Genomic DNA, 19418 nt, shown 5'->3' on the forward strand with positions numbered 1-19418 from the left:
GTCTCGCGCAAGCGCGGACTTTGGCTCGTTGTTCGCGTAAATAAAAAAGTCCCTTGATTATGCGTTTTCACATAATCAAGGGACGAGATTACCCGTGGTTCCACCCTGCTTGTATAGAATTTCTATACCACTTCATTTGATGATAACGGAATCACCGTTCCCGATTAAGGGACACTCCAGGGTGGTCTTCAGCTCGTTCCGTGCAGGATAACTCTCACCAAATGTATCCCTCTCTGAGCAGTTTCCGAACGTACTCTTCCTGTCAACGTGTTGTTTTTTCACTTGTCATTTAGTATATCACCGGAATCAGATTTGTCAAGATGAATTTGCCGTAATTTTCCGAGTTCCGTTCCGATCCGGAGAAGTTCCCGGTTTTTTTTATTCATAGTTCCGAAGACGTTTAACGGGCAGAAAACGGCCTCACAGGACTCTAGCACTTTCTTCGCCCTAAGAAACGCCTGCTCTCCCACCGGTTCGAAGGCCGCTTCCCGGATCACTTCTGCTGCCAGCACTCTCGCTGTCTGGTACTCCATATCGTTTTCATGGATCACGCCCGCCGCAAAGGGGATCCCCGCCCGGTTTAAGGCATGGTACACAGGAATCCCGCTCCCCATGCCGCCGATGACAAAGACCCCCGGCGCTCCGTCTGTTCTCGGGAGTTCCGGAAATCCAAGGGACGTCAGATAGCTCCCGTGTTCGATTCCGTAGAGCTTTGCGATATAGTCTCCCTCAAACACCTCCTGGGGCGTCCCTGTTCTCCCGATGGTCCCGTTTTCCGCGCAGAGCACATAGTCAGAGATCCTCTCCGCAAGATCCAGCTCGTGAAGCGACATGAGGACTGCCACATTGCGCTCATGGACCAGTTTCTTCAAGATATCGAGAAGCTCCAGTTTGTGCCGGATATCGAGAAAGGATGTGGGCTCGTCGAGAACGAGAAGCTCCGGTTCCTGGCAGATCGCCCGGGCTAAGAGGATCCGCTGTTTCTGTCCGTCGCTGGTGTTCTGGAACAGGACATCCGCAAGGCTTTCGCACCGGACCATTTCGAGGGCATCCATGACCTTTTTCTTGTCTTCTTTGGACAGGATCCCGAACCGCCCGGTATACGGATATCTTCCTGCTGCCGCCACGTCAAAACACGTCATAAGCTCCGGATCCGGCCGACCCGTCATGACCACCGCGGTCTTTTTCGCAAAATCAGGATCCGAGTAATCCTCCAGGGCTGTGCCGTCAAGAAATACACTTCCGCCTAATGGGGAAAGTTCCCGGATGATGCTCTTTAAGATCGTGGATTTTCCAGCCCCGTTCGGTCCGATCAGCGTGACGATGGATCCGCGGCGGATGTTCATGGAGATGTCGGACAGGATCGGTTTTCCGCGGTATCCGACGGTTAAATTGTCTGCTGTCAGGTAGTTCTGCATGGGCTCTCCTTTCAGACTATTCCTATCAACGTTTCACTCTTTTTATCATCATGGCAATCACCACCGGCGCTCCGAACACCGCCGTCACAGAACTGATGGAAAGTTCTGTCGGTGAAAACAACGTTCTCGCCAGCAGATCGCTGAACAGGCAGAATACTGCACCGCCAAGGAAACATCCCGGGATCACAACGATGGGCTTCGCGGTCTTAAACAGCTGTTTGATCATATGGGGCACCGCGATCCCCACGAAGGAGACGGGGCCCGCAAAGGCTGTCACTGTAGCGGAAAGAATGCTGGATAACAGGATCAGCTCGATCCGGAACCGTTTGATATTGACACCCATGTTTCTCGCGTAGACCTCCCCCAGCTGATAGGCACCCATGGCTTTTGAGAGCAGCATGGAACAAAAGAGAGCTGCTGCAGTCACAAGGAGACAGATCTTTACCCCGTCCATGGAGATGCCGGAAAAGCTGCCCATGGACCAGTTGTGGAGGTTCACGATATTGGAGTCATCGGCGAAGGTTACGATAAAATCCGTTGCCGCCGAACAGATATATCCGATCATGATCCCGCTTACCACTAACATGGACATCTGAGGAAGCTTTTTTGAGACCGCCAGCACGAAGCCCATGGAGGCCATTGCACCGAGAAAAGCCGCACCGATCATGACCCAGGAATTCATGATGAGTCCCTGTCCGAGAAACAGGATCATGAAGATCGAAACGGCGAGCTTCGCGCCGGAAGAGATTCCAAGGACGAAGGGGCCGGCGATGGGATTCGAGAAAAATGTCTGCAGCAGAAAGCCCGACACCGATAACGCCCCGCCGAGGATCAACGCCGCCAGCATTCTGGGGAGGCGGATATCAAAGAGAATATGACGGGTCATATCAGTCCCCTCTTTTCCACCCAGGGCCACAAGAATATCTGCTGCCGATACGCGCACGCTGCCGACGGCCAGGCTCAGAAAGCTTAAGGCTGCAAGCAGGACAAATAACAGCAGGTAGGCCCGGACGATCCGCTTAGACTGGGTTGACATAGGCGTTCTTCCCCCTTTCATTTATAATTTGTAACTATTCAGTACCTTCATAGTTACGTGCAAAAATCCATTCCAGATCAGCTTCGCTGATGGGATTTTTGCCTTCCAGCCTATGTTTTCTTACGGTCAGCGCAGCAAGTGCGCAGACCTACTGAACAGTTACTATAATTTAAACTTTTTCGTGTTCTCATCAACAGGTGTGAATTCAACGCAGTGACGATCCCGTGCTGTTGATCAGCTGTCACCTGCGTGTCACTTCAGTTGATGAAGATATGTAAAGCTATATTCGGTATCGTCGGCAAACACCGCGTTCATATCCCGGATCATATCCCCCAGGCCCATGGTCTCCTGGAACATGTTCTTCCCGGTACACCAGACATTGCCCTCTTTCACTGCCTTGAAATCCGCAAAAAGCTGATTCTTTGCGCAAAGCTCATCGATCGCGGTGAGTTCCCCGTCAATGGTACTGTTGTAGATCAGCACATCCGCATCCTTCGCGGCGGCATAGAAGGACTCAAAATCCATGTTCATCGTTGAAAGTGCGTTCTCATCAGAACCGGCATTCCCGGGAATGTAAGTTCCGCCTGCCAGGGCGATCATTTTTGCGATATAGTCCCCATTCTTCCTGACATTGACGCTGCCGGAATTCGTCACATAGAAAAAAGCGGCCGTTTTTCCGGATGGTTCCATGTCGAGAACATCGGACAGAGCGTCAATATTTTCGCGAAATATCTGTTCCGCCTCAGCCTCTTTTCCCGTCAGGACACCGTAGAGCCGGATCCACTCCATTCTTCCCAGGGGATGGCCCTCATAGCTGGACCGCTCCACGAGAACCGGGATCCCAAGGCGTTCCAACTGTTCTTTTACCTCGGGAGTATGGTAGATCATGGTGGACTCCACGGCGAGACCGCAGTCACTGCTTAAGATCTTCTCGTAGTCCGGAGCGCTGTACTTTCCGGCATAGGCAATTTTTCCCTCTTCCATTGCCGTTTTTGCTTCCGGCAGATACCATCCGGTGTCCTTTGTGCCGGAGAGCGCAATCAAATCCATTGCGTCCAGGTGAATGAAATCATCCATAGCGGATGTCGCCACAAGATAGATATTTTTTACCGGTTTCTGGAGGATTTTGATGGAATCCGGCAGTCCGGCCGGCGCGGACATCCCTTCCGGCAGAAGAAGGAACTGGTCTGTATCCTCGATGGTGATGAGCGAGATGTCATTCTCATAATAATCCACGGAAAACTGATCCGCATAGAGAAGATCCATGGAACTTACCGGGGACATATTGTTCCAGCTGCGGGAAGCTGTAGCAGCTGTCTCCGTTTTTGGGGCTGCCTCAGTGCTGCTGCCGGCTTCGTTTTGCCGGCTGTCTGCCGCAGCGGTCTGTTCCCCAGAGCCACCGGCAGAGCTTCCCTCTGCGTCTTTCCCGGTGCACCCAGCACATAGCATGACTACACTCAAAAGAATCACGGTGAGGCATCTGACATACCGCCTGTACCTCTTATCTGTCTCCCGCCTTCTGCGGAATAAATGAATTCTGTTCTTGTCCATACCGTGTTATTGTTTCTGCTCTTCCAGCGTGCTGGAATCAAAGGTCAGCGTGTATTCGATCTCATGCGGAGTGCTCATGGCCGTCGTGTCGGCGTAAACAGTCAGCGGGCTGTCAAAACCAGTCACCGTGATCACAAAGGTGGAATTTCCCTCCGTATTGACCGGAAGAAACTTCTCCTCGTCCACCCGCATATAGTCGTAGTTGGAGCTGCTCCAGATGATCGTCGCTTCTGCCTTTCCGTCCTTTACCTCGACCACCGCCGGGGATTCCACAGACGCACGGCCGGACCCGCCGGTCAGAGCGGCTTCTACAGTATAGGTTCCATCTGCGAGACCGAGATCTTCCACAGTCTTTAAGGATGTATTGAGAAACGCATCTGCCGGAATTCCCGATGCCTCAAAGACGAGTTCTCTGTCATACCATTTCTCTTTCTTCTTGCTGAACGCGGTGCACGGAAGCACCTCATTTAATGTCTCCACCGGGACCGTAAAGCTGTGGGTCCCATCAGAATTCTCTTCAAAGGAGATCAGGTCGGATTCCGGAACCTTCGATGCCTCCTCGCCGGTTCCCATGTAGACATAGAGATATCCGGTTCCGCCCATAGTCATTCTCGCGGTCATCGCGCCGTCCTGGACGGTCAGGGCACAGGATATGATCTTAAACATGGAGGAACTGGACTCTACGGAAATATCGTAAGTTCCCTCTTTCAGGTCCGCTGCGGATACCGGAACGAGGCCCACGGTGTCAATCGTCTGTTCCGCAGCGGTCTCATTGCCGGAGGCAACGGCGGCTTTTGATTCAACGGCAGCAGTCGTCTCCACCGTAGTTTCAGCCTTGGTTTCTGCAGCAGAGGCAGATGTTGTCTCAGTCGTGCCGGGCTGTCCGCATGCTGTGGACAGGGCGCAGACTGCGGCAAGTGCAAATGTAAACTGTTTTAATTTATGCATAAAATTTTTCTCTCCCTTCAAATTATCAGTGCAGTGCCTGCTATCAGCATTCTGGCTGCTTCAGATAAGTCAGCATCACTACATTCCTGTATCAGAAAAAGGCGGTCGAATCATCGACCGCCCATAGTGAGCTATCTTATTTTGCGAGACTGTCAACGGCAGCCTGGGCATGCTGCACAAAGAGCTGCTGGATCGGCTCGAGTTCACCGAGTCCTCTTACAAGGCAGGTAACCTCATAACCTGCAGCCTCAAACTGGCTCTTCCAGGAATCGTCATCGTCACCGGCCATATCGTTGTTCGCATGGTCACCAGCTACGATCATAAGCGGCTCTAAAACGACCTTCTTGTAGGAGCCCTCTTTTACCTGTGCAATAACATCCTCACAGGACGGAGTTGCCTCAACAGTACCTACATAGTAGTTGTCAAAGCCCTCTTCCTTTAACATATCCTGCATTTTCTGGTAAACAGCGTTGGAATCGGCCTCTGTGCCATGGCCCATGAAGCAGATCGCTGTCTCGCCGTCATCATACTCCTTTGTTGCGTCTGTGATTGCGGAGATCACAGTCTTGAAGTCATCGTCGGAAGTTAAAAGCGGCTCGCCGACAGCAACATGCTCGAAGGCATCGGAGTTTTCTGCTAACTCATTTACAAGATCTGTGTACTCAAGACCATTCATAAGGTGGGTCGGCTGTACAACAAGATTCTTGACACCGTTGTCGATGGCACGGTTTAAAGCCTCTGTCACGTTATCGATCGCAATATTGTCTCTTTTCTTTACATGGTCAATGATGATCTGGCTTGTGAAACCTCTTCTAACGGAATAGTCCGGGAATGCGTTCTCGATGGCGTTCTCGATAGCGCCGACTGTCAGTCTGCGGCTGTCATTATAGCTTGTACCAAAGCTTACTACAAGAAGTTCATTCTCGCCGATCTCATCCTGATTTCTTGTGTTATCCATGGAAGCATCTCCTGTATCGTAATTCTCTTCGTCCTCTTCTTCAGCCTCTGTCGCTTCTGCTGTAGTTTCCTCCGCGGTTGTCTCTGCGACTGTAGTAGTCTCTGCAGCAGTTGTTGCTGCTGTCTGGCTTCCGGAGCATCCGGAAAGGATTGCCATGGATACGGCTGCCGCTGTCATAACGGCATAAAGGTTTGCTTTTCTCATTTACTCTTCTCCTCGCTTGAAAAATGAATTTTCAGGTCCCAGCCTGGTTCTTTTTTCTCCCAGCAGACATCCGGCAGGTTTCCTGGCTCATCCATCATCGCATATGAGACGCCTTCCCAGCAGAAACTGCCAGTGACTGTCCGTTTGTGACGGACAATGCTCATGTACTCCGGATCTACAGTGACGGGCTCGCGCAGGCTTTTGACCTGTTTCCCTTTTAACTCTCATGACGCCTGGGCATATGGATAAAACAACAGCCCGGTGGTTCATGACAGCACCGCATGTATATGGACCTGTAACGATTATCATAACATCTCCGCAATAAAAAAGCAATCGGATATCACAGAAAACCCTTGAAACCCGAGGAGTATTTCCGTAATACCTGACTGCTGATGTGCTAAAGCACGGTCTGATACCTTTAGTGCGCCTTCCGGTTAATAAACTCCGCCTTCGTCTTGGAGTATGTAAACTTCTGTCCGCTGTAGAGACCATAATATCCCGACAGCGTAAAGCTGATGGCGACCGCCACCGCAAAGTACGGCATTGCCTCAAAGCCAAATAGCTCGAATCCCAGGAACATAGTCGCGATCGGGCAGTTTGTGACACCGACAAAGGTAGCGAGCATTCCTGCTGCCGCACAGAGGGACGGTTCGAAGCCTGTGAGCAGTCCGAAGGTGCATCCGAAGGAAGCTCCCACCGCCAGTGTTGGAACAATCTCTCCGCCTTTAAATCCGCCGCCCAGGGCGACTGCCGTGAAGATCATTTTCAACAAAAATCCAAGATATGCTGATTCCCCGTCAACTGCTTTCTCAACAAGGTTGAATCCGGCTCCGCAGTAATCCCGTCCGAAGATAAGTGCCAGCGCGATGGAAAGTCCTGCCGCAACAAGGATCCGCACATAGACATTCCCGATCTTATTTTTATAGAGATGCTGAGTCTCATGGAGCAGGATGCAGAAGCAGACACTTAAAAGAGCGCAGGTAAGACCAAGACCAACGGTGTAGAGCGCCGGAACAAGAGAAAACTTCGGAATATGAAGGATCAGGAAGGATTCGCCGTGAAGACCGAGAGCTCCTGAAATCTGCGCCCCGATAAAGGAAGCAAATACGCAGGGAACGAGAGCCGCGTAGTAGGCGACACCAATGCTGATGACCTCAATTCCGAACATGGCTGCCGCAAGCGGCGTCCCGAAGATCGCACCAAAGCAGCCGCTCATGCCGCTCATGATCATGACTTTCTTATCTCTCTCATCCATATGGAACACATCGCCGAAATAATTTCCGATGCATCCGCCGATCTGTAAGGCCGCTCCCTCTTTTCCGGCGGAAGCACCTACAGCCTGGCTTAAGATCGTCGAGATAAAGATACAGGGCAGTGTTGCCATCGGGATCCGCTCGTCCGAGGAGATGGACTCTAAGATCAGGTTCGTTCCCCTGTTTCCGAGCTCATGGAACATCTGGTGAAGCAGGACGATCAGGACGCCGGCCACAGGCATCAGGTACAGCATAAAGCTGTGGGTCTTAAACAGCCGCTGGGCATAGATGACCCCGTATCCAAACGCCGTTCCGATAAGGCCACAGACGGTTCCCATCACGATGGAGATCGCGGTCCAACGGATAAAATACAGGATATTCTTATGAAGCGCTGTCTTAGTTTCGCTTCTGTACATACATTTTCCCCTTTATTAAGTAACAAATTGCCAGATATCCAGGCATATCTTGCCCGGGTCTGCCTGGACATCTGGCAATAAATGAATATTACATATAGATTCCGTTCGTCTTAGTGATCACCGGGCAGTAGCCTGCTGCCTCTAAAGCCTTGATGATCTGATCCTTATGCTCGGTTCCGAAGGACTCGAGAGTGATCGTGAGCTCTACGCCTGCGGTACGGTTTACGTTGGCAAATACGTTGTGCTCCAGCTTGATCACGTTGCCCTGCTCCTTTGCAATCAGTGAGGAAACAGCTGCCAGCTGACCCGGCTTATCCGGAAGCATAACGCTTACGGTGAAGATACGGTCTCTCTGCATCAGTCCATTCTGGACAACGGTAGCCATGGTGAGAACGTCCATGTTTCCACCGCTCAATACGGATACGACTTTCTTACCCTTAAAGTCAAGATGCTTTAAGGCCGCTACAGTTAAAAGTCCGGAGTTCTCGACGATCATCTTGTGATTCTCGGCCATATCGAGGAAGGATAGTGTCAGTTCAGAGTCGTCCACGGTGATCACATGATCCACGTTTGCCTGAAGGTACGGGAACAGCTTGTCACCAGGTGTCTGTACCGCGGTACCGTCGGCGATGGTATTGATCTTTGATACCGTTGTCACCTCTCCTGCCTCTAAGGATGCCTTTAAGCAGGCAGCTCCTGCCGGTTCAACGGCGATGACCTTGATCTTCGGGTTTAAGAGCTTTGCCAGGGTGGAAACGCCTGTGCAGAGTCCGCCGCCGCCAACCGGAACGAGGATATAGTCTACGGTCGGGAGCTCCTTGATGATCTCCATGGCGATGCTGCCCTGACCGGTAGCCACCTCTAAGTCATTGAACGGGTGAACAAAGGTATATCCGTGCTCATCAGCGAGCTCATAAGCGTGGGCGCATGCCTCATCGAAGACATTTCCGTAAAGGACAACTTCAGCACCGTAGGATTTCGTGCGGTTTACCTTGATGAGCGGTGTGGATACCGGCATAACGACTGTCGCCTTAACGCCTGCAAGCTTTGCGGCGTAAGCGACGCCCTGTGCATGGTTTCCGGCAGATGCTGTGATCAGACCGCGGGAGCGCTCTTCCGGTGTGAGCTGGCTGATCTTATAGTAAGCGCCGCGTACCTTGTAAGCACCGGTACGCTGCATGTTCTCCGGTTTAAAATAGATCTTGTTTCCGTAACGCTCAGAGAAATATTCGCTGTAGATCAGCTTTGTCTCCTGTGTCACTTTCTTTACGATCTCGGAAGCTTCTTCAAATTTTTCGAGGCTGAGTTCCTGCATTTCCATTTGTATTCTCCTTATTGTTACAGCTTACGCTGTCATTTACTGTATAATGCCGTGGACAGCCGCGTCTGACGCAGGCATCTGACAGGGCATATTTTTCGGGTTATTCCGGCTGCTTCGCGAACAGGGCCTTCACAAAGTCCTCGGAATTGAATTTCTGTAAGTCATCGATCTTCTCTCCGACTCCCACATATTTTACCGGGATGCCGAGCTCGGACTGGATCGCAACGGCGATGCCGCCCTTTGCGGTTCCGTCAAGCTTTGTGAGGATGATGCCGGTGATATCAGCTGCTTCCATAAACTGGCGGGCCTGTACCAGGGCGTTCTGTCCTGTGGTTCCGTCGAGGACTACGAGAGTCTCACGGTAAGCTTCCGGGTATTCTTTATCGATGATGCGGTTGATCTTCTTAAGCTCCTCCATGAGGTTTTTCTTATTGTGAAGTCTTCCCGCCGTATCGCAGATCAGCACATCCGCATTTCTGGATTTTGCTGCGGAGATGGCGTCGTAGATCACGGCAGCAGGATCGGATCCCTCTTTCTGGGCGATCAGCTCCACGCCCGCGCGGTTCGCCCACTCGGCAAGCTGGTCGATGGCTGCAGCACGGAAGGTATCAGCTGCGGCGAGGACGACTTTCTTTCCCTCTGCCTTTAACTGGTCCGCAAGCTTTCCGATGGATGTGGTCTTTCCGACACCGTTGACACCGATGACAAGAACAACGGATTTTCGGTGTTCGAATTCATATGCGTTCTCACCGAGGTCCATCTTGCTGCGGATGCTGGCGATCAGGGCTTCCCGGCACTGCTCCGGGTCCTTGATATGCTGTTCTTTTACGTTCTTCTTGAGGTCCTCGATGACCGCCATGGTGGTCTGGATCCCCATATCGCCCATGATCAGGGTCTCCTCAAGCTCCTCATAGAAATCGTCATCAATCGCGGAGAAGCCGGAAAAGATGGAATCCATTCCGGACACAATGTTTTCTCTGGTCTTTGTGAGACCTTCGACGAGGCGCGAGAAAAAGCCTTTTTTCTTCTCTTCCATACGAATCCTCCCTATTTTAAATCATTTTCAATCAGGTTCACGGAGACAAGCGTGGATACGCCTTTCTCCTGCATCGTGATTCCGTAGAGACGGTCAGCGGCGAGCATGGTGCCTCTCCGGTGTGTGATGACGATGAACTGGGTATGTTTTGTCAGTTTATGCAGATATTTTGCGTAGCGGTCCACATTGGAATCGTCCAGGGCCGCCTCAATCTCATCTAAGAGACAGAACGGGGACGGTTTTAAGTTCTGGATCGCGAAAAGCAGGGCGATGGCCGTCAGTGCCTTTTCTCCGCCGGACATCTGCATCATGTTCTGGAGCTTCTTTCCCGGCGGCTGGGAAATGATCTGGATTCCTGCCTCCAGGATATCTTCATCCTCGATGAGCTCCAGACTTCCGTGTCCGCCTCCGAAGAGTTCCCGGAATACCTTGTCAAATTCCGCCCGGATCATGGCAAATTTTTCCGTGAACTGCTTCCGCATTCCGATATCCAGCTCCTCGATGATCTTATAGAGGGCATCCTGTGCCGTAATAAGATCATCATGCTGGGTCTTCATAAACTCGTAGCGCTCAGAAATTTCCTTGTAGTCCTCGATGGCGTTGACGTTGACATTTCCGAGACCTCGGATCGCGTTTTTCCGCTCAGCGATCTGTCGTTTCATGTCCGCCACATTGTCAAGAGATCCGTCTCTCAAGAGCTCCGCCGTCGAGAATGTGAGACCATATTCATTCCACATATAGTCCACCTGCGCATCCTGTCGTTCTGCCAGTTTGTCGCTCTGGTTCTGGAGACGGAAAAGTTCTTTGTCCAGGTCGGAGATCCTCGCGGAGAGCGCTTCCCGCTTCTCAAAGAAACCCTTCTGGGCCTCATTCTTTGCCGCTTTTTCTTCCTGCGCGGCAGTCATCTCCTGGTAGTAGGTTTCCGCGTCTTTTCCGGCATTCTCAATCTTCTGCTTTAATTCTTCAATCTGTGCGAGGCGCTTCTCCACCTCGTTTTTACTATCCGTGTGTCCGTCCCGCAGGGACATTTTTTCAGTGAGAAGACGGTTCTTCTCCTCTTCGAGACGATGGATATTCTGGTCGAGGAAGGAATCCTGCTGTTTTAAGTTCGCAGCTTCCAGCTGGACTTCTGAGAGAGCCGCGGATGCATTATCCCGGTCTGCCTTCGCCTGCTCTAAAGCTGCGGAATCCGATTCGATCTTTGCGTTCCGGTCGGTATTTTCCTGTTCCAGACTCTTTATCTCTTCTGCGATGGCAGCGAGGCTGTCCCGCAGTTCGTGGATCTGCTCTTCCAGCTGACGGTTTTCCAGGTTCATGTCCGAGGAGGACTCGTAGAGTTCCTCTTTCTTTCCCTCCAACTGTTTCAGCGCAATCTTTGTCGTATTTTCTTCCAGATATTTCTTCTGGAGGTCACTCTTTACATTTTCCAGTTCGCCGCTCTTTTCCTGGAAGATCCCTTCCTGGAATACGGTTTCCGCCTGGATCTTATCAACGGTAGTCAGGGCTTTCTTACAAGCCTCTTCTAATTCCTCCATCTCCCTCTTTCTTCCGAGAAGATTGCTGGAGTTTTTAAAGGCACCACCGCTCATGGATCCGCCTGGATTTAAGAGATCTCCTTCCGGCGTTACGATGCGGATGGAGTGGCGGTATTTTCTCGCGATGGCGATGGCATTGTCAATGTGATCCACCACGAGGACGCGACCCAGAAGGTATCTTGCCAGGGTCTGGTATTCCGGCTGCACATGGACGAGATCCGCGGCGATTCCGATGGCACCAGGCTCTTTTAGGGCACCCGGTGTGTTAAATCCATTTCCCGCGGAGATCGCGGATAACGGAAGAAATGTGGCACGTCCGAACCGGTTCTTTTTCAAGTGTTCGATCAGGATCTTCGCGGTCTGCTCGGAGTCCGTGACGATGTTCTGGATCGATCCTCCGAGAGCTGTCTCGATGGCGATCTCATATTCCTTCGGAACATCGATGAGGTCCGCCACAACGCCATGGATGCCTTTTACCCGGTCACGGACCTCCATGACGCGCTTGATGCTGTTTCCATAGCCGTCATAGCGCTCCGCCAGATTCCTTAAGGATTCCAGCTTTGTGTGGGCCGTGTGGTAATCCTGTTCCGTGTGGCTTAAGTTTTTGTTTAAACGGCGGATCTCTTCGTTTGCCGTCTTTACTTCCTCTTCCAGGGATTCTGCCTGGGAAAGAAGTTTTTCAATCTCGGCGTCGATGGCTGTCAGGCGCTCGTTCTGCTCTGCAATCTGGTTATCCCAGTTCTCCTCGTCGCTCTTGACCTTTAGGAGCTTCTGGGCAACCTCGGATCTGCGGACCTGTACCTGCTCCAGCATCGTATCATAGCGCTGTTTCTTTACAGATAACTCTGATCTTTCATTCAGAGCCGCGATCAGCGCGCCCTTTAACTGCTCGATGGACTGCTCGAGACTGTCGGCGTGGGTGGCGGAGATCTTTAAGGCACCTTCTGCGCCAGAGAGATGTTCCAGTACTTCCAGGATCTTATTTCCGAGGGTTTCCCGCTCCTCTTTGATAGCTTCCTGCTCTTTATTTTTCGCGGATAATTCCTCGTCGATGGCAGCAGTCCTGTTTTTAATGTGCTCCGCGTTTAACTCCTCGGCATGGATCTGCTCCCTTAAGACATTGATCTGACCTTCTAAGTTTCCCGCGGACATCTTCGCTTCGTTCGCGGCGTTCTGCTTTTCGGAGATCTTTTCATCCAGCAGCCGGACTGTCTCGGAGATCCGGTCATACTCCTCTTTTAAAGCCTCTGCAGCGGTTTTGGATTCCTCCATATCGCCGGTTACCGTGTGCTCTTTTCTTGTGAGCTCCAGTTTCTGATCTTCGATGGCCTTCAAGTCGGTAAGGAAGAGGTTTACATCGTAACGCTTTAACTCTTCCCGGAGCCTTAAATACTCCTTCGCCGTCTCCGCCTGCTTTGCGAGAGGACCTACCTGTTTTTCCAGTTCACTTAAGATATCCGATACACGGACGAGATTCTGTTTCTCATCCTCCAGTTTCTTCTGGGCGATGGCCTTTCTTCTCTTAAACTTTACGATTCCGGCTGCCTCATCGAACAGCTCGCGACGGTCCTCAGGGCGTCCGCTTAAGATCTTATCGATCTGGCCCTGTCCGATGATGGAATAGCCCTCTTTACCGATACCTGTATCATAGAAAAGCTCATTGATATCCTTTAAGCGGCAGGCACTGCCGTTTAAGAGATATTCACTTTCACCGGAGCGGTAGATCCGTCTGGAGACCGTGACCTCGTCGTAATCGATGGCAAGCTGGTGGTCGGAATTATCCAGGGTGATAGCTACATAGGCAAATCCCTGGGGCTTTCTCATCTCCGTACCGGAGAAAATCACATCCTGCATGGAGGAACTTCTGAGCTGTTTTACTTTCTGCTCACCGAGCACCCAGCGGACTGCATCAGCAACATTGCTCTTTCCGCTTCCATTCGGACCAACGATGCCGGTAATTCCGTTGTGGAATTCAAATACGATCTTATTGGCAAAGGATTTGAACCCCTGGACTTCGATACTCTTTAAATACATGCGTTAATTTTCCTATTTCTTAAAACTACGTGATCTGTGCCTTACTGGATCTTACAGATTCCGTGGTAGGCGGCAACCTGTTCCGCCGCTTTCTTTGTCCGTCCGAGACCTCTTCCGATCTCCTCGTCCCCGATTTTTACGCAGACCTCAAAGGACTTGTTGTGATCCGGTCCCTCTTCCTTGATCAGTTCATAGACAAGCGTTTCTTTGTACTTTGCCTGAACCATTTCCTGCAGGATAGTTTTGCTATCGTAAAAGAGCTGTTTATGTTCAATATCATTCAGAATAAAACGATGGATGAACTCTTTTGCATTAGCAAGACCACCATCCAGATAAATCGCGCCAATGACCGCCTCCATCGCGTCGGAAACAACAGACGGACGCTTTCTTCCACCGGTCAGATCCTCGCCTTTTCCGAGAAGCAGATAGTCGCCAAGCGGGATCACATCCGCGCAGTAAGCCAACGTCGGCTCACAGACAAGGCTGGCACGGAGTTTCGTCATCTCGCCCTCCGGCATAGACTCGTATGTGTGGAACAGGAAATCGCTGGAGATCACCTCGAGCACAGCATCGCCAAGGAATTCCAGACGCTCATTGCAGCGCGTCTTATCCCAGTGCTTTTCATTTGCGTAGGAACTGTGGGTCAGGGCGTGAGTCAGAAGTCCTGGATCCCGGAACTGGTAACCGATCACTTCCTGAAGTTTTTCAAGTTTTTCTTTCATGATTAACCTTTCTTTAAAAGAAGGTGTCCCTGTAAAGAGACACCTTTTCCTGCGATTAATTTAATGCGTTTTTGATTGCCTCAACAGCATCGCCGACACTTGCGATCTTCTCAGCTTCCTCAGTCGGGATCTCGATGTCGAACTCTTCCTCGATACCCATGATGATCTGGAATACATCCAGGGAATCTGCGCCAAGATCGTCAACGAATGTAGTGTTCATTGTGATCTCCTCCGGATCGATATTAAGAACCTCTGCGATGATCTGCTGTAATTTTTCAAACTCCATAATTTCCATCCTCTCCTATTTTGCTTAATAATTTAGACTTGATTTTATAATGTGTAACGGTTCGGTCTGCAGCGCAGATAACACCCGACCAAACGGTTATGCTTCTGTCTCTTCCGGGGCAAGACACTCTTTTATTTTATCAGAAATCTCATTCTCCTTAAAGGAGATACACTGGATAATTGAGTTCTTTACCTCTTTTGCCTTGGAACTTCCGTGGGTCTTCACGACAAGTCCTTTTAAGCCTAAGAGCGGTGCGCCGCCGTACTGGCTCGCGTCGAAGCTCTTTAACGTAGTTTTTAAAGCCGGTTTGATGAGAAGCGCACCGATCTTGCTTCTGAGATCGCTCATCAGGCCCTTCTTCACCATCGTCATCATCGTCGCGCCCACGCCCTCGTAGAGCTTTAAGATCACATTTCCCACAAAGGCCTCGCAGACGATCACATCCGCGCCGCCGTGGGGGATCTCACGGGCTTCGATACTTCCGATGAAGTTAATATTTTTGCACTCTTTTAAGAGCGGGAATGTCTCTTTTACAAGGGCATTTCCCTTTTCTTCTTCCACACCGATATTGACGATCGCCACACGCGGATTCTCGATTCCCATCACATATTTCATATAGAGGGAACCCATCTGGGCAAACTGTACCAGGTGGGAAGGTCTCGCATCAACGTTTGCGCCGCAATCGATCAGAAGAGAGACACCCTTTTCCGTAGGGATAAGCGGTGCTAGCGGCGGGCGTTCCACACCCTTGACACGGCCGACGATGACCTGTCCGCCGACGAGAACGGCTCCAGAGCTTCCGGCGGATACAAAGCCGTCCGCTTCCCCGTTTTTCACGAGGTTCAGACCGACCACGAGGGAAGAATTCTTTTTCTTACGGATTGCGTTGACCGGCGGTTCTCCCGTTTCGATCACTTCCGGGGCGTCAACGATCTCGATCTGCTCTTTTTTATAGGTGAATTTTGAGAGCTCTTTCTCGATGGCATCTTTCTGTCCAGTTAAACAGACGGTAATGTCATTTCGTTCTGTGACCGCATCGACAGCACCTTTTACGATCTCACCAGGGGCGTTGTCCCCACCCATGGCGTCTACTGCAATTTTTATCATGTTTTTCTCTCCAATTCCTGTCCGTGCGCAGAAAAGTCTTGATAAATATTTCCATAACACGGATCATCCCATCGAACGGCGTAAAAACACATTGCCGCTCTCCGGGACTTTTATAGTAATTAATATACTAAATACCTTTCATAAAATCAATACCTTTTTCATGCAGTTTTCATGAACAGGGAATGACAGGTTTTTGGAAGAAAATACCTTATATATGGAAGAAACAGATAAAAAGTCATGACGATCAGTCTAAGATTTAGATCCGATCATCATGACTTTTTCTAATTATATATGCCCATACCACTTATCAGACCTGCCCTTAACTGGTTCCTTACGAGGCATGCATATCCGTTTAAACGACTTCTTCGCATTCTACTCCTGCACAAGTTTATGGATCATCCCGCTCACCTGTGACGGGTTTGCTTTTCCTTTCATCTCCTTCATGACCTGTCCCATGAGGAATCCGATGACTTTGTCTTTTCCTTCTTTTAACTCGCCCACAGCTTTCGGGTTTGCGTCCAGGATCTTCTTCACGGTCTCCTCCAGAAGTCCGGAATCGCTCTCCATCTTTAGTCCATGTTCCTCAACATAAGCTGCCGGATCCACATCGGACTCAAACATGACGGCAAACACATCCTTTGCAGTCTGGTTGTTGATGACGCTCTTCTCAAGGAGTGCGATAAGGGATGCCAGATGCTCTGCTGTGAAGGTGATCTTCGATGCCTCTGATTCCTTCTCTTTTAACAAACGAAGGGTCTCTCCGGTCAGCCAGTTCGCCGCCTTCTTCGGTGCTGCCCCTGCCTTGATGGTGTTCTCGAAGAGTTCAGCTAACGCCTTATCTCCTGTGAGGATATCTGCATCGTAAGCGTTCAGCCCGTATTCAGTCTGGTATCTCCTGGATTTTGCTTTCTTTAACTCCGGCTGAGCTGCACGGATGGAAGCGATCCACGCGTCGGAGATATCGATCGGCGGAAGATCCGGGTCCGGGAAATAACGGTAGTCCTTCGCATCTTCCTTGGAACGCATCGCATGGGAAGCTTCCTTGTTGTCATCCCAGCGGCGTGTCTCCTGGACAACAGCACGTCCATCCTCGAGAAGCTCTATCTGGCGCTCTCTTTCTCCCTCAATGGCATGGGCAATGGCCTTGAAGGAGTTTAAGTTCTTCATCTCACTTCTCGTTCCAAGTACCGGGCTTCCAATCTCTCGGACAGAAAGGTTCACGTCGGCACGCATGGAACCTTCCTGGAGACGGCAGTCGGAAACGCCGAGGTACTGCATCGTGGACTGAAGATGCTCTAAGTACTGGATGACCTCGTCGGCGCTTCTCATATCCGGTTCGGATACGATCTCAATAAGCGGAACACCGCTTCGGTTGTAATCGACCAGGGAACTGTCGGTCCACTCGTCATGAACCAGCTTTCCGGCATCCTCCTCCATATGAATCTCATGAATGCCGATGCGTTTTGTTCCTGCTGATGTCTCAAGCTCCACATAACCGTCGTGGCAGATCGGAAGGTACAACTGGGAGATCTGGTAGTTCTGTGGGTTATCCGGGTAGAAGTAGTTCTTACGGTCGAACTTGCAGAACTGGTTGATCTGGCAGTTTAACGCAAGACCCGCACGAAGCGCGAACTCCACGACCTGCTTATTTAATATAGGAAGAGATCCCGGCATACCCGTACAGATCGGGCACACATGGGTGTTCGGTTCAGCGCCGAAATCTGTTTTGCATCCGCAGAAAATTTTCGTCTTTGTGGCTAACTCCACATGGACCTCAAGACCGATGACGGTTTCATACTGTTTCATGATAAGGTCTCCTTTCTGGCAAATGGAAGTGTCCATCCACCGCGGACATTCTCAATGGCATATGCTGCGGCGAACAGGGTCTTTTCTCTGAAGCAGTCACCGAGAAGCTGGACGCCGATCGGGAGTCCTTTCTCGTTTACGCTGCACGGAACGGTGAGCCCTGGAAGACCTGCAAGGTTTACGGCAACTGTATAAATATCACTTAAATACATCTTCATCGGATCGCTCAGGGATGTTCCGATCTTTGGCGCTGCTGTCGGAGCAGCCGGTCCTAAGATGATGTCATACTTTGCAAATGCTTCATCAAATGCTTTCTTGATCAGGGCGCGTACTTTTAACGCTTTCAGGTAATATGCGTCATAATATCCGGAGCTTAAAACGAAGGAACCGAGCATAATTCTTCTCTTGACCTCCGGTCCGAATCCCTCGGATCTGGAACGCTTGTACATGTCGTGGAGACCTTCGTACTCTTTCGCTCGGTAGCCGTATTTGACACCGTCGAAACGCTCTAAGTTGGAGCTTGCCTCCGCAGCCGCGATCACGTAATATGCCGGGATCGTGTATTCCATAAGACCGAGGTCAAAGTATTCTACCTCTGCCCCGCACTCCTTTAAGTAGGCTGCACACTGCTCGACGGCTGCTCTGACATCATCGTCAAGTCCGTCCGACAGATACTCTTTCGGGATACCGATCTTCATGCCGCGTATGCCCTTTCCGATGGAGGAAGTGAAATCCGTGTCCGTTCTCTCCATGGAGGTGCTGTCCCTCTCGTCATGGCTTGTGATGGTCTCAAGAAGGGCTGCACAGTCGGCTGCATTCTTGCCAATCGGTCCGATCTGGTCCAGGGAGGACGCGTAAGCCACAAGACCAAAACGGGAAACCGTTCCGTATGTCGGCTTGATTCCGGTAACGCCGCAGTAGGAGCTTGGCTGACGGATGGATCCGCCGGTATCAGAGCCGAGAGCCGCGAAGCATTCACCGGCTGCGACCGCCGCGCAGGAACCGCCGGAGGAACCGCCCGGAACATGTTCCGTATCCCACGGGTTCTTTGTAACCGCAAATGCGGAAGTCTCGGTGGTACTTCCCATGGCGAACTCATCCATGTTTGTCTTTCCGAGAATCACCATGCCGGCATCTGTGATCCTTGTGACCGCCGTCGCATCATAGAACGGGACAAAGTTTTCAAGGATCTTTGAAGCACATGTGGTCCTCATGTCTTTTGTACAGATATTATCTTTCACTGCGATCGGGACACCTGCCAACGGGCCTGTGTATTTTCCGGAACGGATTCCATTGTCCACTTCCTTTGCCCGTTCCAGGACCTTCTCCTCATCCACGGTGAGGTACGCGCGGATCTTCTGATCTTCCTTCGCGATCTGCGCCAGGGACGCCTTTGCGGCTTCCTCTGAGGTGATCTCGCCTGCTTTTATCTTCTTTGCCAGCTCTGTGGCGGAAAGTTCCAGTATTTTCATATCCGTCTCCTCCTAACCGATGGTTTTTGGAACAAGGAACTGTCCGTCCTTTTCCTTCGGCGCATTCTTTAACAATTCTTCCTTCGGGGTACTCTCAAGAACAACGTCCTCGCGGAACACGTTCTTGATCGGGAAGATGTGGGTCAACGGCTCCACATCGGAGGTATCTAATTGATTCAGCATATCAACATAATCGAGCATCTGCTGAAGATCCTGTCTTGATTTTTCTTTCTCGTCTTCTGTCAGGTGAAGCTTTGCCAGGATCTCAATCTCATCCATCGTCTTATCGGTGATCATCTCTGCCATAATCTCAAA

Annotated in this window: 15 protein-coding genes, 1 riboswitch and 1 other annotated feature; all 15 genes read right to left on the reverse strand. The window is 50.9% G+C overall.

Annotated features, from left to right (window positions below; all coding sequences use genetic code 11):
* Nucleotides 1-75 precede the first annotated feature (75 nt).
* Nucleotides 76-275, reverse strand: a binding site (T-box leader).
* 3 nt (nt 276-278) lie between these two features.
* A complete protein-coding gene (locus DW677_RS10725; protein ID WP_117504320.1) occupies nt 279-1418 on the reverse strand; it encodes an ABC transporter ATP-binding protein in 1140 nt (379 codons plus the stop codon).
* A 25-nt stretch (nt 1419-1443) separates the two neighbouring features.
* The gene (locus tag DW677_RS10730) at nt 1444-2454 is read right to left on the reverse strand and encodes an iron ABC transporter permease (protein WP_117504322.1); all 1011 of its coding nucleotides are present in this window, start codon (nt 2452-2454) and stop codon (nt 1444-1446) included.
* A 252-nt stretch (nt 2455-2706) separates the two neighbouring features.
* Nucleotides 2707-4005 carry an ABC transporter substrate-binding protein gene (locus DW677_RS10735; protein ID WP_242992152.1) on the reverse strand — a complete coding sequence of 433 codons (1299 nt, stop codon included), beginning with the start codon at nt 4003-4005 and terminating at the stop codon, nt 2707-2709.
* 6 nt (nt 4006-4011) lie between these two features.
* Nucleotides 4012-4953, reverse strand: coding sequence for a hypothetical protein (locus tag DW677_RS10740; protein ID WP_117567200.1), 942 nt, complete (start codon nt 4951-4953; stop codon nt 4012-4014).
* Between the two features lie 136 nt (nt 4954-5089).
* A complete protein-coding gene (locus DW677_RS10745) occupies nt 5090-6115 on the reverse strand; it encodes a sirohydrochlorin cobaltochelatase (protein WP_117504326.1) in 1026 nt (341 codons plus the stop codon).
* 54 nt (nt 6116-6169) lie between these two features.
* Nucleotides 6170-6367, reverse strand: a riboswitch (cobalamin riboswitch).
* 166 nt (nt 6368-6533) lie between these two features.
* Complete coding sequence (locus tag DW677_RS10750) at nt 6534-7784, reverse strand: chloride channel protein (RefSeq protein WP_117567202.1); 1251 nt, start codon at nt 7782-7784, stop codon at nt 6534-6536.
* An 88-nt stretch (nt 7785-7872) separates the two neighbouring features.
* Nucleotides 7873-9099, reverse strand: a complete 1227-nt coding sequence (ilvA, locus tag DW677_RS10755) for a threonine ammonia-lyase (RefSeq protein ID WP_117470315.1) — start codon at nt 9097-9099, stop codon at nt 7873-7875.
* A gap of 106 nt (nt 9100-9205) precedes the next feature.
* Nucleotides 9206-10141: a signal recognition particle-docking protein FtsY gene (gene ftsY / locus DW677_RS10760; protein WP_021905056.1), complete on the reverse strand. Its 936-nt coding sequence runs from the start codon at nt 10139-10141 to the stop codon at nt 9206-9208.
* An 11-nt stretch (nt 10142-10152) separates the two neighbouring features.
* Nucleotides 10153-13710 (reverse strand): chromosome segregation protein SMC, encoded by a 3558-nt coding sequence (gene smc / locus DW677_RS10765; protein WP_117470277.1) that lies wholly within the window; start codon nt 13708-13710, stop codon nt 10153-10155.
* Between the two features lie 41 nt (nt 13711-13751).
* Nucleotides 13752-14432, reverse strand: coding sequence for a ribonuclease III (gene rnc / locus DW677_RS10770; protein WP_117470278.1), 681 nt, complete (start codon nt 14430-14432; stop codon nt 13752-13754).
* Nucleotides 14433-14487: 55 nt separating this feature from the next.
* A complete protein-coding gene (acpP, locus tag DW677_RS10775) occupies nt 14488-14718 on the reverse strand; it encodes an acyl carrier protein (protein ID WP_015554516.1) in 231 nt (76 codons plus the stop codon).
* A gap of 96 nt (nt 14719-14814) precedes the next feature.
* On the reverse strand, nt 14815-15825 hold the full coding sequence (gene plsX / locus DW677_RS10780) for a phosphate acyltransferase PlsX (RefSeq protein WP_117470279.1): 1011 nt from the start codon (nt 15823-15825) through the stop codon (nt 14815-14817).
* A gap of 372 nt (nt 15826-16197) precedes the next feature.
* Entirely contained in the window at nt 16198-17631 is a 1434-nt protein-coding gene (gene gatB / locus DW677_RS10785; RefSeq protein ID WP_347473151.1) for an Asp-tRNA(Asn)/Glu-tRNA(Gln) amidotransferase subunit GatB, read from the reverse strand.
* The gene (gene gatA, locus DW677_RS10790) at nt 17628-19103 is read right to left on the reverse strand and encodes an Asp-tRNA(Asn)/Glu-tRNA(Gln) amidotransferase subunit GatA (RefSeq protein WP_117504332.1); all 1476 of its coding nucleotides are present in this window, start codon (nt 19101-19103) and stop codon (nt 17628-17630) included. The genes gatB and gatA overlap by 4 nt, the downstream gene beginning before the upstream one ends.
* A gap of 12 nt (nt 19104-19115) precedes the next feature.
* Nucleotides 19116-19409, reverse strand: coding sequence for an Asp-tRNA(Asn)/Glu-tRNA(Gln) amidotransferase subunit GatC (gatC, locus tag DW677_RS10795; protein ID WP_015554512.1), 294 nt, complete (start codon nt 19407-19409; stop codon nt 19116-19118).
* Between the last annotated feature and the right edge of the window lie 9 nt (nt 19410-19418).

It is taken from the genome of Clostridium sp. AM25-23AC (genome assembly GCF_003435125.1).
GTDB classification, from domain to species: Bacteria; Bacillota; Clostridia; order Lachnospirales; family Lachnospiraceae; genus Pilosibacter; species Pilosibacter fragilis.

Excerpts from the sequence above, each read along its gene's own strand:
- DW677_RS10725 (WP_117504320.1), bottom strand. The coding sequence starts at position 1,418 with ATGCAGAACTACCTGACAGCAGACAATTTAACCGTCGGATACCGCGGA.
- DW677_RS10730 (WP_117504322.1), bottom strand. The coding sequence starts at position 2,454 with ATGTCAACCCAGTCTAAGCGGATCGTCCGGGCCTACCTGCTGTTATTT.
- DW677_RS10735 (WP_242992152.1), bottom strand. The coding sequence starts at position 4,005 with ATGGACAAGAACAGAATTCATTTATTCCGCAGAAGGCGGGAGACAGAT.
- DW677_RS10740 (WP_117567200.1), bottom strand. The coding sequence starts at position 4,953 with ATGCATAAATTAAAACAGTTTACATTTGCACTTGCCGCAGTCTGCGCC.
- DW677_RS10745 (WP_117504326.1), bottom strand. The coding sequence starts at position 6,115 with ATGAGAAAAGCAAACCTTTATGCCGTTATGACAGCGGCAGCCGTATCC.
- DW677_RS10750 (WP_117567202.1), bottom strand. The coding sequence starts at position 7,784 with ATGTACAGAAGCGAAACTAAGACAGCGCTTCATAAGAATATCCTGTAT.
- ilvA (WP_117470315.1), bottom strand. The coding sequence starts at position 9,099 with ATGCAGGAACTCAGCCTCGAAAAATTTGAAGAAGCTTCCGAGATCGTA.
- ftsY (WP_021905056.1), bottom strand. The coding sequence starts at position 10,141 with ATGGAAGAGAAGAAAAAAGGCTTTTTCTCGCGCCTCGTCGAAGGTCTC.
- smc (WP_117470277.1), bottom strand. The coding sequence starts at position 13,710 with ATGTATTTAAAGAGTATCGAAGTCCAGGGGTTCAAATCCTTTGCCAAT.
- rnc (WP_117470278.1), bottom strand. The coding sequence starts at position 14,432 with ATGAAAGAAAAACTTGAAAAACTTCAGGAAGTGATCGGTTACCAGTTC.
- acpP (WP_015554516.1), bottom strand. The coding sequence starts at position 14,718 with ATGGAGTTTGAAAAATTACAGCAGATCATCGCAGAGGTTCTTAATATC.
- plsX (WP_117470279.1), bottom strand. The coding sequence starts at position 15,825 with ATGATAAAAATTGCAGTAGACGCCATGGGTGGGGACAACGCCCCTGGT.
- gatB (WP_347473151.1), bottom strand. The coding sequence starts at position 17,631 with ATGAAACAGTATGAAACCGTCATCGGTCTTGAGGTCCATGTGGAGTTA.
- gatA (WP_117504332.1), bottom strand. The coding sequence starts at position 19,103 with ATGAAAATACTGGAACTTTCCGCCACAGAGCTGGCAAAGAAGATAAAA.
- gatC (WP_015554512.1), bottom strand. The coding sequence starts at position 19,409 with ATGGCAGAGATGATCACCGATAAGACGATGGATGAGATTGAGATCCTG.